At 49.1% G+C, this 15013-nt stretch carries 10 protein-coding genes and 1 pseudogene; 8 read left to right on the top strand and 3 right to left on the bottom strand.

The window, feature by feature from the left end:
* The first annotated feature begins 14 nt into the window (after positions 1 to 14).
* The 6 genes from ACAN56_RS07865 to ACAN56_RS07890 all read left to right on the top strand — a co-directional run bounded on the left by ACAN56_RS07865 (position 15) and on the right by ACAN56_RS07890 (position 7788).
* The gene (locus ACAN56_RS07865; protein WP_342439859.1) at positions 15 to 983 is read left to right on the top strand and encodes a sugar phosphate isomerase/epimerase family protein; all 969 of its coding nucleotides are present in this window, start codon (positions 15 to 17) and stop codon (positions 981 to 983) included.
* Between the two features lie 5 nt (positions 984 to 988).
* The gene (locus tag ACAN56_RS07870; RefSeq protein WP_379141777.1) at positions 989 to 1969 is read left to right on the top strand and encodes a phosphotransferase family protein; all 981 of its coding nucleotides are present in this window, start codon (positions 989 to 991) and stop codon (positions 1967 to 1969) included.
* A gap of 91 nt (positions 1970 to 2060) precedes the next feature.
* The gene (locus tag ACAN56_RS07875) at positions 2061 to 2600 is read left to right on the top strand and encodes an HXXEE domain-containing protein (protein WP_379141779.1); all 540 of its coding nucleotides are present in this window, start codon (positions 2061 to 2063) and stop codon (positions 2598 to 2600) included.
* 138 nt (positions 2601 to 2738) lie between these two features.
* Positions 2739 to 3809, top strand: a complete 1071-nt coding sequence (locus ACAN56_RS07880) for an ABC transporter ATP-binding protein (protein ID WP_379141782.1) — start codon at positions 2739 to 2741, stop codon at positions 3807 to 3809.
* Between the two features lie 188 nt (positions 3810 to 3997).
* The gene (gene abnB / locus ACAN56_RS07885) at positions 3998 to 5431 is read left to right on the top strand and encodes an arabinan endo-1,5-alpha-L-arabinosidase AbnB (protein WP_379141785.1); all 1434 of its coding nucleotides are present in this window, start codon (positions 3998 to 4000) and stop codon (positions 5429 to 5431) included.
* 293 nt (positions 5432 to 5724) lie between these two features.
* Complete coding sequence (locus ACAN56_RS07890) at positions 5725 to 7788, top strand: beta-galactosidase (RefSeq protein WP_379141787.1); 2064 nt, start codon at positions 5725 to 5727, stop codon at positions 7786 to 7788.
* 376 nt (positions 7789 to 8164) lie between these two features.
* On the opposite strand, the pseudogene ACAN56_RS07895 reads toward ACAN56_RS07890, so the two are convergent.
* Both ACAN56_RS07895 and fabF read right to left on the bottom strand, forming a co-directional pair.
* A pseudogene (locus ACAN56_RS07895) lies at positions 8165 to 9723 on the bottom strand (IS1182 family transposase).
* A 335-nt stretch (positions 9724 to 10058) separates the two neighbouring features.
* On the bottom strand, positions 10059 to 11300 hold the full coding sequence (fabF, locus tag ACAN56_RS07905) for a beta-ketoacyl-ACP synthase II (RefSeq protein WP_038590921.1): 1242 nt from the start codon (positions 11298 to 11300) through the stop codon (positions 10059 to 10061).
* Positions 11301 to 11436: 136 nt separating this feature from the next.
* Between fabF and ACAN56_RS07910 the strand changes: the two genes are divergently transcribed.
* Positions 11437 to 12288, top strand: a complete 852-nt coding sequence (locus ACAN56_RS07910; RefSeq protein ID WP_076112708.1) for a helix-turn-helix transcriptional regulator — start codon at positions 11437 to 11439, stop codon at positions 12286 to 12288.
* A 118-nt stretch (positions 12289 to 12406) separates the two neighbouring features.
* Entirely contained in the window at positions 12407 to 13510 is a 1104-nt protein-coding gene (locus ACAN56_RS07915; protein ID WP_038590927.1) for a citrate synthase/methylcitrate synthase, read from the top strand.
* 308 nt (positions 13511 to 13818) lie between these two features.
* Here the strand turns inward: ACAN56_RS07915 and ACAN56_RS07920 are convergent, their stop codons facing one another.
* The gene (locus ACAN56_RS07920; protein WP_379141796.1) at positions 13819 to 14988 is read right to left on the bottom strand and encodes an MFS transporter; all 1170 of its coding nucleotides are present in this window, start codon (positions 14986 to 14988) and stop codon (positions 13819 to 13821) included.
* Positions 14989 to 15013 lie beyond the last annotated feature (25 nt).

Genomic DNA, 15013 nt, shown 5'->3' on the forward strand with positions numbered 1-15013 from the left:
GAGGCGTCAGGGCAATGAAACTTGGTGTATTTATGGTGCTTTTCGGCGGTCGGGGGCTTGAGGATGCGCTGGATTATGTAGTTTCCAAAGGACTTAAGGCAGTGGAGATCGGGACCGGCGGCAACCCGGGCAACAGCCATTGTGATCCGAAGCTGCTGCTTGAGAATGAAACGGCGCTGAAGGAATTTAAGCATGCGGTGGAGTCACGCGGCCTGATGATCAGTGCGTTAAGCTGCCACGGCAATCCGCTGCATCCGCAGAAAGAGCTGGCCCGCAAGGACCATGAAGATTTCGTGAACTCTGTTAAACTGGCGCAAAAACTCGGGGTTCAGGTGGTAAACACCTTCTCCGGCTGCCCGGGTGACCACGAGGATGCCAAATACCCCAACTGGCCGGTTGCTCCATGGCCGAACGATTATCAGGAAATTCTGGCTTGGCAGTGGGAGAATAAAGTTATTCCTTACTGGAAGGAAATGGGCGCATTCGCAACACAGCATGACGTCAAGATTGGCTTGGAGCTGCACGGAGGGTTTTCCGTGCATACGCCAGCGACATTGCTGCGCCTGAGAGAAGCTGCAGGTGAAGCTATCGGGGCCAACCTTGATCCCAGCCATATGTGGTGGCAAGGCATTGATCCGGTGCAGGCCATTCATATTCTCGGCCGCCAGGGCGCGATTCATCACTTCCACGCCAAGGATACCGTGATTGATCCGGTAAACGTGAATATGTACGGATTGACCGATATGCAGTCATATACCAATATGCTTGACCGTGCTTGGCAATTCCGTTCAGTCGGTTATGGACATGACGTGAAGGTCTGGGCAGATATCATCAGTGCCCTTCGCTTGGTTGGTTATGATTATGTAGTCAGTATCGAACACGAAGATGGACTGATGTCCATCGAAGAAGGGTTCTCCAAAGCGGTAGACAATCTTCGCCAAGTGCTGATTGAAGAGCCGCTTGCTGATATGTGGTGGGTGTAAATACTATGGATAGCTTCACTAAAGTCAAATTGGATGACGGGCAGCTGGCACTGCTGGTAGAGACGGCTTTCGGCAAAGATGCGGGGATTGTCTCTTGTTCGGAGCTGACCGGGGGTTTTTTTAATACGGCTTATGATCTTGAATTAAGCGATGGACAGACTGTGATTCTGAAGATCGCTCCTGCAGATGAGACGGAAACGTTAAGCTATGAGAAGGATATTATGCGGGCAGAAGTAGAAGCCCTGCAGCTGGTCAAGGCAGCCGGTGGTATTCCTGTGCCAGCCGTATACAGTTATGACGAAAGCCTGCAGCTAATTCCATCTCCCTATTTTTTCATGGAGAAGATTGAAGGGCAGCCCTACAGTGAAGTGAAAGATACTTTGTCCATCGAACAAAGAGCCTCCATCGAGCAGGAGCTGGGAAGGTATCAGCGGTTGATTAACGAGATTAAGGGACCGCGGTTTGGCCTGTTCGGACAGATGCCGGAAGGAACAGTAGACTCATGGCGGGAGAGCTTCACCTCGCTGATGAATAACCTGCTTGCTGATGCCGCCAGACTGGAAGCCAAATTACCGGCGTCCCACGATGAAATTAAACGGGTGCTGGAGCAATATTATCCCGCCCTTGATGAGGTGACGGAACCCCGGCTTGTGCATTGGGATTTGTGGAATGGCAATCTGTTTGTGAAGGATGGAGTTATTGTCTCCATTATTGATTGGGAGAGAGCGCTGTGGGGCGATGTGCTGCAGGAGTATTATTTCCGGCACTTCGAGGACTCAGCAGCCTTCCACAAAGGCTATGGTCTCACCTTCGACAGCCCGAACGAGATGCGGCGCAAGAAACTCTATGACCTGTATCTCGACCTCATCCTTGTGATTGAGTGTTATTCACGGCAGTATAAGGATGAGAATCATGTAAGCTGGACCTTGGATAACCTGACGGAGAGCTGGAGAACATTCACCGGCAGCGGTGAAGCCATAAAATAGAACGCGGAAGGCCGGTCCTCTGAAGGGAGACCGGTCTTCTTGCTGCTCTGATTAACCGGAAACACTTCTTTTGTGGGAGGCTGGTTTACAAATGCTGAGTTGGCTGAATCTTCATATCGATACGATAAGCTTGTTGTGGTTGCTGCCTGTATGCTTTATGTTTCATGATTTTGAAGAAATTCTTACTGTTGAGTCTTGGGCAGGCAAATACGGCAGCCGCGTGGAAGCGGCTCTTCCTAAGTACATGAGCACAATGTATAGGAGTACCATGCGCATGACGACGCGGGCTTTTGCTATGGATGTGCTGTTCGTGTATATTCTGATAGTAACAGTGACCGTACTTGCAGTATTCTTTTCTTTTTACTGGTTATATCTGGCGGTTCTTGCCGTTTTCCTGCTGCATGTTTTTACACATCTGGGGCAAAGTATCTATCTGAAACTGTATACTCCCGGCGTAGTAACAGCGGTGTTAGTAGCATTGCCTTATTCAATGTATGCCTTTTACAGGCTGCTGGAGGCAGAGACCGTTAGCTTTGCGGATATAGGCTGGTCGCTATTGCTCTTGCTGTGCCTGGCTCCACCGGCTGTCTGGGGCCTGATGAAGAGCAGAATGCGCCGCAATCAAGGGTGAAACCGCTTGAATCTCTAAAGACACATTTTCAGAAAGCACTTGACGTAAGACTATAAAGATAGATAAAATAATACTTATTGCCTTTCTATATACTGAGAATCATTATCATATTTTGAAAAGAGCAGAGAGGGTGACAGGATGGAGCGCCTTTTAGAGGTAAAGGACCTAGCAATATCTTTCAAAACACGCGGCGGAGAAGTGCAAGCAATCCGTGGCGTCAACTTCCATGTAAATAAAGGGGAAACACTGGCGATTGTAGGCGAATCCGGTTCCGGTAAAAGCGTAACTTCCCAAGCGGTCATGAAGCTTGTTCCTGAGCCGCAGGGTATTTATAAACGTGGACAGATTTTGTTCGATGGTCAAGACCTGATTAAGAAGAGTGAGAAGCAAATGCAGAAGATTCGCGGTAAGGAAATCGGTATGATCTTTCAAGATCCGATGACCTCGCTGAATCCGATGATGAAGGTTGGTAAGCAAATTACCGAGGTTCTGTTCAAACATGAGAAAATGTCCAAAGACGCTGCATACAAACGGGGTGTCGAATTGCTCAACTTGGTGGGAATTCCTTCACCTGAGCGTCGTTTCCAGCAGTACCCGCATGAGTTCAGCGGCGGTATGCGCCAGCGTGTCGTTATTGCCATGGCACTTGCAGCCAACCCTAAGCTGTTGATTGCCGATGAGCCGACAACAGCACTCGACGTAACGATTCAGGCGCAAATTCTTGACCTGATGAAGGATATCCAGAAGAAAATTGATACGGCAATCATCTTTATCACCCATGATCTCGGTGTCGTGGCCCGAATGGCCGACCGTGTAGCCGTTATGTATGCAGGACAAATTGTCGAGATGGGCACAGCAGAAGAAATTTTCTATGACCCAAGACATCCATATACATGGGGATTGCTCGCTTCCATGCCGAGTCTGGAAAGCAAAGGCACCAAGCTTACAGCCATTCCAGGAACCCCTCCCGATCTGATCAAACCGCCTAAGGGCGACGCCTTTGCCTTGCGCAGCACCTATGCGATGCAAATCGATATGGAGAAAGAGCCGCCAATGTATAAGGTTTCGGACTCCCATTTGGTGAAATCCTGGCTGATGCATCCGATGGCTCCGGCTGTAGAGCCGCCTGAAGTTGTGAAGAAGAGACAACGCGTGCTGAAAAATGCTTATCCGGAGCCGGTTCTGGTGGAAAGCTTCAGCGCGAATTAATTAGATCAAGTAATGGCATACTATTGAGATTAGCGTCAGGCCTTCGTAAGGCTTGGCGCTTTTTTTGCGTGGGTCTAGAATTTTATATTTTATATATAGTTAAAACGAAACTAATATGTGTAAATAAAAGTATTGACTAATTTTTATTTTCGCAGCAAAATGTAAGGGTATACATAGGAGGTAAGAAAATGAAAAAATACACATTGACTACATTGATTTCGTTAACATTATTGGCAGGCTGCAGCGGTGACGGCGGTACACCGCAGTTCGATAATGTTTCAGTACATGATCCTTCTGTTATCAAGGTGAACAATACATATTATGTATTCGGTTCCCATTTGGCTTCGGCCAAATCCAAGGACCTGATCTCATGGAAACAAATTTCCTCCGGCGTAGCGGACGGCAACGTGCTGATTCCCAACGTGACCGAGGAATTGAGCCAGACCCTGAGTTGGGCCCAGTCGGACACACTGTGGGCACCGGATGTGATTCAGCTGGCGGACGGGAAGTTCTATATGTACTATAACGCCTGCCGTGGGGATTCTCCGTTGTCTGCAATGGGTATTGCTGTAGCCGACAAGATTGAAGGACCATATAAGGATCAGGGGATTATCCTGAAATCCGGCATGGCTGGTGTAGGCAATGACGGTGAAATTTATGATGCTACCGTCAAACCGAATGTGGTTGACCCTGATGTGTTTTTTGATAAAGACGGCAAGCTGTGGATGGTGTATGGTTCCTATTCCGGCGGGATCTTTATTATGGAGCTGGATGCCGCTACCGGCTTCCCGTTACCGGATCAAGGCTATGGCAAAAAGCTGCTGGGAGCAAATCACGCCCGGATTGAAGGCCCTTATATGCTGTACAGTCCGGAAACCGATTACTATTATCTGTTTCTCTCCTACGGGGGACTGGACACCAAAGGCGGCTATAATATCCGCGTAGCGCGTTCCAAGAATCCTGATGGTCCTTTTGAAGACTCCGAAGGTAAAGCGATGATTGACGCCAAGGGCACGGCCGGCAAGCTGTTCGATGATCCGGCTTATTCACCTTACGGGGTGAAGCTGATGGGCAACTATAAGTTCATCAATAGTTCAACTGAGAATGCTGTAAGCGAGGTTGGCTACTTGTCGCCGGGACATAATTCGGCTTATTATGATGCGAAGAAGGAGGAATATTATCTGATCTTCCATACGCGTTTCCCTAACCGGGGAGAAGAACACGAAGTTCGAGTACATCAGATGTTCATGAACAAGGATGGCTGGCCGGTTGTCGCTCCTCATCGTTACAGCGGTGAGAAGATCGGGACTTATACTGCAGCGGAAGTCACCGGAGATTACAAATATGTGAATCATGGCAAGGACATTACAGCAAATACAGTGCAGTCGGAACTGATTCAGCTGGGTGGCGATGGTAAGATATCAGGAGCGGTAACGGGAACATGGACGATAAGCGGAGAACACAACGCTGAGCTGACAATAGATGGGACTGTGTACAGTGGTGTCTTCCTGCGAGAATGGAATGAAGCCGTTGAGGGCGAAGTCATGACGTTCAGTGCACTTTCTGCCGAGGGGATTGCTATCTGGGGAAGTCATGTCTCATCTGCAGCAGAGAGCAAATAAATCTATTATTATATATTTGACCAAAAGCTCCAGCCCACTGTGAAGAACGGTGAGCTGGAGCTTTTTTCAACAATATAAGCATTTATATGCTTCACGCTTATGATGAAAAAGCCTCAATGGCAATATGCCAATCCTCCTGTGTGGTTCAGTATTGTTACATTCCTGCTTTCATAGAATGTTCGTTTTGTGCTAAAATTTCAGATTAAAAATACTAACGACCCTGTTACCCCATACGTTACAATGACTTCAGTATAAATACAAATTTTACATTCAGAAATGAGGGTTTCAATAAGATGTACAAATTCAAGTATTATAAGCAGCCCGAAATTTTGAAGAATCATTTGAATCTTGGAGGGGGAAATCCGGCAGGTGAAAAACTTGACGTAACAAGTTTGTATTTTACACGCAACGGAAAGCCGGTTCTTCCGGTGATGGGTGAATTCCACTTTTCAAGATATGACCGCAATTACTGGTATGAAGAGCTGTGCAAAATGAAAGCCGGCGGGATTACTGTGGTATCCACCTATGTGTTCTGGATTTATCATGAGGAAATAGAAGGTGAGTTCGATTTTACCGGAGATAATGATTTGCGGGCTTTTATCCTGGAGTGTAAAAAGGCCGGCCTGGAAGCCGTAATCCGGATTGGACCTTGGGCGCATGGCGAATGCAGAAACGGAGGATATCCGGACTGGCTGCTCAAGAAACCTTTCAAGCTGCGTGAGAATAATCCGGAATATCTTGAAAAAGTACGTATTTATTATGAGAAGATTTCTGAACAAGTGCAGGGGCTTTTCTATAAGGACGGGGGAAACATTATTGCCGTCCAGTTAGATAATGAGCTGACAAACGATGCATTTCATCTGTCAAAATTAAGAAAACTGGCCATAGAATGCGGGATGATTGCGCCAATCTACACAGTAACAGGATGGAATGCTGTTGCAGGTGCCCAAATTCCTGTTGATGAGGTGGTTCCTGTATTTGGAGGATATTGTGATGCACCATGGGATGAACATACTAATCCGCTTCCGCCGTCGCCTCATTATTTCTTCACCGGAATGAGAAATGACACAGGAATAGGAACGGACCTCCTTCCCAGACGAACTGAAGAAAACGGGGAATGGCAGATGCCCTATGAACGTTATCCATTTGCAACCTGTGAATTAGGCGGCGGTCTGCAGGTGACACACCACCGTAGATATATTGTAAAAGGTATGGATATCTATGCCGTATCGCTTGTTAAGCTCGGTGACGGTAACAACCTGATCGGGTATTATGTGTATCATGGCGGCACCAATCAGATTGGAAAACTTTCGACGTTCCAGGAGTCCAAGGCGACAGGCTATCCAAATGATTATCCGATTCTTTCCTATGATTATCAGACTGCCTTATCGGAGTATGGCGAAGTAGGAGAGCAGTACGGGCTGCTGAACCTTCTTCATTTGTTCGTACAGGATTTCCAGGAAACCTTTGCACCGATGGTCAGAGTGGAAGCCGAGCAAGTCGTGAGAAGGGATGATACTTCCTCTCTGCGGTACGTTATGCGTACAGACGGTGAAAGCGGATACGTATTTGTGAACCATTACCAAAGACTCTCCAAGCTTGAAGATATTCAAGGTGCTGTGATAAATACGGGTATTGTCACCTTCCCGCCTATTGATGTGCGCGGAGATATCAGCTTTTTCTTGCCGTTCCAGATGGACCTGTCGGGGAGTGTCCTGACCTATGCAACGGCGCAGCCTTTATGCAGACAGGCAAACACCTATTTCTTCGTACAGATCCCCGGTATCGCCGCAGAGTATCAATTCGGAGATGGACAGAAATTCACACCAGAGGCAGGGAAGAGATCTGCACTCCGGGTAAATGATATTGCCATTGTTACACTTACATGGGATCAGGCCAGATATTTGCGCAGACTGGATGGAGAGCTGTACATCGGTGACGAGTGTGACTTGTTCAAAGCGAATGGTGAAATACGCTCCATTGAAGAAGGAGATTTCGGCTATTGGTACTGGAATGGCGAAGGCTTTGAATTCAGATCAGTCCGGCAGCCCTATACCGAGCCTGTCATCGCATTTACGAATGTGGGACAGCCTCTATTTGAACCGAAGCATACGGAAGAACTTCATATCGGTGGTGAGCGAAAGGTCACCTGGCAGAAAGTTACGGTTACAGGATCTCAAGGCTTCGTAAATATTGATTATTATGGAGATGCAGCACAGATTTATGCGGATGGAGAACTGGTTGCCGACAGCTTCTATTACGGAAAGACGTGGAGAGTGCCAGCAAGGCTTCTGGACGGTAAAGAATGCTATCTTGCGATTTCGGAAATACGGGATGATTTTTATAGAGAGTTTTGAGGTGTTACAAGAATCAGATCCGGTGAACAGTGGCTGGATACGGATGGCTATCGAAGAGTACTCCGCTGACTGTAACCGTAGCAGATGTTTCTCCCGGACAAGCGGTATTGTCTAACGACAACTGGGATATAGACGGAAGCTTCAAGGTCAGTAGAAGAATGTAATGTAACGCTAACGAAACGATAGATTACGAAAAGAAGTGCCATAGATCAAGACCCCTCGGCCAAAGGGAGAGCAAGCGCCTTTAGGCGCAGTCGGTGTCACAAGGCTTCCAGCCGCAGAGCAAGGAGCTGTCCCAAAAGTAGTTTTCTACGAGCGGAGACAGACCACATTTATTCTCAAAACCGTAAAATTCAACAGAGCAGCGATTCTCCTGTTATTGGAGGATCGCTGCTCTGCGTTTTTGGTCATTTGCAGCTTGCTTCAGCATATTATGGGCAAGCGAAAGCCAACCGACCTCAAGCGTCACTTTTTCCATGCCGCGAAGCAGAAAGCGCCGGAAGCCCCGGTTATTCTTCAGTTGTCCAAATACACTTTCCGGTTCCGTCATTCGGCGTACGGCCAGGGCATAGCCTTCCTCGCTTCGCAGGATGGCCCGAGCCTGCTTCTGGTACCGCAGCCTCTCCAGACTGACAACCACTTCCCGGTTTCCTGCTGCCTTGGTGCAGCGTTCCTTCAGCGGACAGCCTTCGCAGCTTTGGCTTCGGTAATGACGTTTGTGAATTTCATATCCACTTTGTAGCGTCTCCTTGCTCTCTTTGCGGAAATGCAGCGTTTCTCCGGCTGGGCACGTCCATGTATCCTTGGTTTCACTGTACGTCCAGTTCTCAATCTTTCCGACATTCTCTTTCCAAGCTTTGCTTTTTTCTTTGTGGTAGCTGCCGTATTTCACGACCGCCTGAATCTCTTCTTTTTCCAGATAGGCGTAGTTTTCTTCACTGCCGTAGCCTGCATCCGCAATCACCGTCTGCGGAAGTTTCCCCAGGATCTGCCTTGCCTTTTCCAGATGCGGCTGTAAACAACGGGTGTCAGTAGGTCTCGGGTGTAGACTGTAGGCCAAAATAAACTGGTTTTCGGTTCCGATCTGTACATTGTATCCGGGTTTGAGCTGACCATTTCGCATGTGGTCTTCCTTCATCCGCATGAAGGTTGCATCCGGGTCCGTCTTGCTGAAGCTATTTCGGTCGCCAAGCAGTGTTTGGTACTGTTCGTACTTCAGCAGCCTGGGCAGCAAATCCTTGCGAAGCTTTCGAACGGCTTTTTTTAAGGGCTTGTCTTTGGGTTTGTCCATGAGCTTTGACTCCAGCGCCTGGGTCAGGTGTTCCAATTTCCTACTACTCATCTCGCAAGATTCGCCGAGTTCGGCGAGGTCCTTTCCCTGGCACTCCCGTTCTTCTTGGTGCTCTGCCGCTTCAATGTCAGCAAACAGAGCATGGACGTTCTCCTGCAATTTCGCTTTGTGTTTGCTGACCGCTTTGCCCCAAACAAAGGTGTAGCGATTGGCATTGGCCTCAATCTTGGTACCATCCACAAAGTAATGCTCCAGAGACACGTATTTTTCGTCAGCCAGAAACTGAAGCACGGCGGTAAATACGGTTTCGAGGACACTTCTCATCCGCTGGGAACGGAAGCGATAAGGGTGCGAAAGTCGGGGCGTTGCCGTCCGGCCAGCCACATGAAAGGGATGTTCTCTCGCACGGCTTTAGCGATTTGACGAGACGAATAGATTCGCTGAGTATAAGCGTAAATAATGACTTTGGTAAGCATCTTAGGGTGGTAGCTGTCGCGGCCGCCGCCAGGATAGACAGCGTCAAAGATAGCGTCGTCCAGGCGATTTACGGCTGCGTTAACGACACAAACGAGATGATTTTGTGGGATGTCTTCTTCTAAATCCATTGGCAAGTAAAGTTGGTCCATGGTATATTGAATGTACAAAGAAATCGCTCCTTTGGGGATGGTGGGTGGTACTTCCATTTTACCAAAAGGGCGTTTTCTTTGTTGTTTTTTAGAGGATTGTAGAAACAGTTCCCGCTTAAACAGCGGAGAGGACGGACTGATTGTGGAAAAGCGGTAGCGGTCGCCTTTGTCCCCGGATTTTCACCGCTAAGGAGAATCAAAAAAATCTGGGGACAACAGCGATTGGAACAACGGTCCGTTCGCGGAGCGTCCACCCAAGTGCTCAAGTTGATCTTACTCAAAAACAAGGGCTGTCCCAAGCAGCCATTTCATGGCTTTTGGGACAGCCCCTTTGATTGCAGGTTAGACTATGGTTATCCATTCTCGTACTTGCTTAGGGCGATAACAGCATTATGGCCGCCAAAACCAAAAGAATTGGAGATTCCAATCTTGAGCTCGCCTTTGCGGGCAGTATTAGGCACATAATCCAGGTCGCATACTTCATCAGGGATTTCCTGATTGATGGTAGGCGGAATGATGCCGCTACTCAGGCTTTGAATCAGAGCGATGGCTTCCAGCCCGCCGGCAGCTCCGAGCGTGTGGCCGGTCATCGATTTGTTGGCGGTAACCGGAATGCGGTAAGCCGCTTCCCCGAACAGCTTCTTAATCGCCAATGTTTCCGAGCGGTCCCCGATAATGGTGCTGGTTGCATGGGCGCTAATAACATCCACTTCCTCCGGGTTGATTCCCGCTTCGCGGAGTGCAAGCTTCATCGCCTGAAAAGCACCGATGCCTTCCGGATGGGTGGCTACCATGTGATAAGCATCAGAGCTGGCGCCATAACCAATGACTTCTCCATGAATCACGGCATTTCTGCGCAAGGCGTGGGAGAGTGATTCCAGAATGACAATCGCACCGCCTTCGCCGATAACGAACCCGTCACGCTTGCCGTCAAACGGGCGGCTGGCTCTCTCGGGCTCATCGTTGCAGGTGGATAATGAAGTAGCGTTTCCGAAGCTGGCTAACGAAATCTCGCTGACCGCCGCCTCGGAGCCTCCGGCAATTACACAATCAGCTCCGCCGTAACGGATTAACCGGAACGCTTCTCCGATCGCCGTATTGCCGATTGAACAGGCGGTGACCGGGGAGAGAGTAGGACCCAACGCTCCCAGCTTAATGCTGATCGTCGCAGCCGCCATGTTAGAGATCAGCATGGGTATCAAGGTGGGACTGACTCGTTCCGGTCCCCGTGTCCGCAGTACATCCCCTTGCTCCATCAAGGTATGAATACCGCCTACCCCGGAACCTACATATACAGCAAGCCGTTCTTTGTCAATCTGATCACGCTGAAGACCGGAATGCGCCCACGCATCTTCGGCGGCAGCCAGTGCGAATTGGGTGAACCGGTCCATCCGGCGGGCTTCCTTGCGGCCGAATCTGCCCTCAGGATCGAAGTCCCGCACTTCAGCGGCAATTTTTGATTTGAAATGTGAGGTATCAAATGAAGTTATTTCGGAAATTCCCGATTCGCCTGCAGTCAGGCGGCTCCAGAATTGCTCTACAGTGTTGCCAAGGGGCGAGATCAAGCCCATCCCGGTAATTACTACGCGTTCCATAATCGTCCTCCTCCATCCTTGTACATAGGGGTTATACAAGTATTTTTCCACTTTACTTATCCTATTACAAGTTGTAGTTTATACTAGTATAATTACTACTATTTATAGGACGGTTTCAGAAAGGCAGGAACAGATATTGTCCAATCAGACGAGGCTTCAGGCATTATCGGATTTCTTAAAATCACGCCGGGCGGCGATCTCTCCCGCTGACGCAGGTTTGCCGGAAGGGACACGCAGACGAACGCCCGGGCTCCGCAGAGAAGAGGTAGCGCAGCTTGCCGGAGTCAGCAGCACATGGTATACCTGGCTGGAACAGGGACGTGATATTAAAGTATCGGCATCTGTGCTGGATTGCATTGCCTCGGCACTGCAGCTGACCAAGGATGAGCGTAGCTATTTATTCGCTTTGGCCCTTGAGAATGGTCCCGGAAATATGCCATTTGAGCAGGTGGAGGTTTCCGTCATTAGTCCGCCACTGCAGAAAATTCTGCAGGAGCTTACCACCTGCCCGACCCTTATTTCGGACCGGCGCTGCGGCATCGTCGGCTGGAATGAAGCGGCGGCACATGTTTTTCTGGATTTTGCCTCGTTGCCGCAAGAAGAACGGAACATGATCCGCCTCTTGTTCGAACGCAAGGAATTTCAGCGGCTTGCCGTGAACTGGGAACAATTCGTCAGGGGTTATCTGGCTATATTCCGGGCGTACTACGGGCAATATGTTGAGGATCACTGGTATGATGATTTTATTGCGGAGATGAAGGGCAAACATCCTGCTTTTCAAGCACTTTGGGAGGAGAGCCAGGTTAGCTCAGCTCCCGATGTGGTGCTCGAATTCCGCCATGCCAAAGCAGGTAAGATGCTGTTTCATCTAACTTCACTTCAGGTTCACGGAAGCACAGATCTGCGCTGCAGCATCTATACCCCCGCAGGAGCTTCAAATACAGAAGCCAAGCTGAAGCAGCTTATCGGGCAGTCCGCGATACATTAACCTGATAAATTATTTTTATGCATTCATAAAAAACTATAAATATGCAATATGGGATTTACAGCATATACTCCTAATATAGTGTTCAATTCCTATTGGATCGGAAAAGGGGTTAAGTGCAATGGCAACAGTAAGCGGGTTGGAAGGTGTAGTGGCTGGAGAAACAGAAATTGGTTTGGTAGACGGAGAAAAAGGTTATCTGGTTTACCGCGGATATTGGGCGAAAGAACTTGCAATAAGCCGAAGTTACGAAGAAGTAGCTTATTTGCTGTGGAATGGCCATCTGCCAAGTTCGGAGGAGCTGGAGATGTTGAAGCTGGAAATGGCGGCGGCCAGAGCGATGCCGGAGTATCTGTGCAGAATTGTTGATCTGCTCCCGGCTTCGGTTCCGATGATGCTGGTTCTGCAAAGCTCAGTAGCTGCGTTAGGGGAGCAGGGGAATGCAACATGGCCGCCGACGCTCCGGCAAGCCGTGCGGTTGACTGCGCTATTGCCAACGATTATTGCTTACAGATACCGCAGGTTAAAAGGACTGCCTATTGTGGAGCCGCTTCCAGAGCTTGGGCATGCTGCTAATTATTTGTATATGCTGAATGGACAAATTCCGCAGGAAGCCCATGTGCAGGCACTAAGTGCGTACTTGATTCTTTGCATGGAGCATGGAATGAATGCCTCGACTTTTGCCGGACGCGTGGTTCTCTCCACCGAATCTGATATGTGCGCAGCCGTATGTGGTGCCATTGGGGCGATGAAAGGTCCGCTGCATGGCGGAGCGCCCTCCGAAGTTATCTCGATGCTGGCGGATATTGGAACGAAGGAGCGGGCTGAGCCATGGATCCGTGAGGTTCTGGATAAAGGTGGCAAGATTATGGGCTTCGGTCATCGCATTTACAAGACCAAAGATCCCCGCGCTGAAGCGCTCAAGATTGCTACCGAGGAAATGATCGGCAAGGATCCATCCTTTGATGTGGCGATTCATGTCGAGCATACGGCGATCCGCCTGCTTGAGGAATACAAACCGGGACGCCGGTTGTTCACTAACGTAGAGTTCTATGCTGCCGCGATCCTGCAGGCACTGGAACTGGACCCGGAGATCTTCACCCCTACGTTTACGTCCGGCAGAATCGTGGGTTGGACCTCGCATATTCTGGAGCAAGCCGCCAACAACCGTATTTTTCGTCCGCAATCCATATATACGGGACCTATGCCTGAAGGGGAGTTCTAAGAACAAGCTGTATGTAATCTGTTTATCCTATAGCGCGATAAACATCCCTGGCCGTTGAACGTCCAGGGATGTTAGCAGGGGGAGTGAAATGAGAGAGTATGGGCGGGATACTCTGGCATTACATTAGAAATCAGAGGCAGCTCTGCTTTCCAATGATAGAACATTATATTCTCCGTTTCTATTAATGCAGCAGCGAATGACTTAAGAGATTAGCACAATTTAGAATGTTCCGCGAACGGACCGTTATTCCAATCGTTGTACTCTCCAGATTATATTGATTCTCCTTAGCGCTGACGCGGCATCCGGTCTTATAGAGTTACTGCATGTTCTCCCTTACGGCTATGTCTACCATAAATCCGGTAAAGAATGAGGCCAAAGATCATGCCGGTAAAGGACATTGCTGATACGCATAAAAAGAACGTTTTGCCCCCGAATCTGTCATAAATGGCACCTCCCGCATATGAGGCCACGATGCCCGACACCCCAAAGAACAGAAGTGCCAGCACTGTCTGGCCCGTAGCCCTCCATTCCTCCGGTACAATGCTGTACAAGTACTGGATAGCCGCCGAGTAGAAGACGGGAAATGTGAACAACTGCAGAACCTGCAGGTAAGTGAGCAGCTGCGGATCGGTAACCCAGGCAGAAATAAAGAAACGAAGGAAATAGAAGGCTCCCGCAAAAGCGATGATAATCAGCTCCTTGCCTTTGCGCAGCCACCAGAAGCTCAAGGCAAAGACAAGGATTTCGCTTATTGCCGCAAGGAAAAATGACTGTCCCACCAACGCCGATCCTCCGCCCAGATCAATAATATATACCCCCAGAAAAGTATCGTTCATTCTTGCCGGTACGGAGCTGACAAAGACCAGCAGCAGAAATAACAGCGTTTCTTTATTGGAGAGGAAATGCTTGAGACTGTCCAGGGTGACCGGTTTCCCGGTAACCGGGGCATCCGGCATGTTCCAGCTGACCAGGAAGCCTAGCAGACTGCTGCCGGCAAACAGCAGTCCTAGACCTTGTGCGCCAAAATAATACATTACATATCCGGTCAGCAGCGCCATGATACCATAACCGAGCGCACCATAGGTGCGGATCGAGCCGTAGCTGATCCCGGAAGACTCGGCGATACGGAAATTGAGGCTTTCTGTCAACGGATCAATCGGCATTAGGAAAAAGTAGAGTAGCATAGCGAACAGAATCAGCTGGCTGTAACTGCTTGAGACATACAGCAGGTAGCCGACAATGGCTGAGCAGAGCAGCAGGAACAACAGTACTTTGCGGATTGTTTTTGTACGGTCACTGATCATTCCCCATAGCGGCTGGGCGACTATCGTTATGAAGCCGCCGGTGCCGACAACAAATCCGATTTGCGCCGGACTCAGACCCTGATTATCCAGGTAGACCGGAAGAAAGGGAATGAACATGGCGAGCAGGGCAAAATATAAAAAGTTAAAGCTGCGTAGCAGTTTTGGTATATTCATAGCTTATAGGAACCCCCGCGTATTT

Origin of the sequence: Paenibacillus paludis (assembly GCF_042610515.1) — a bacterium.
Lineage (GTDB): Bacteria > Bacillota > Bacilli > Paenibacillales > Paenibacillaceae > Paenibacillus_AQ.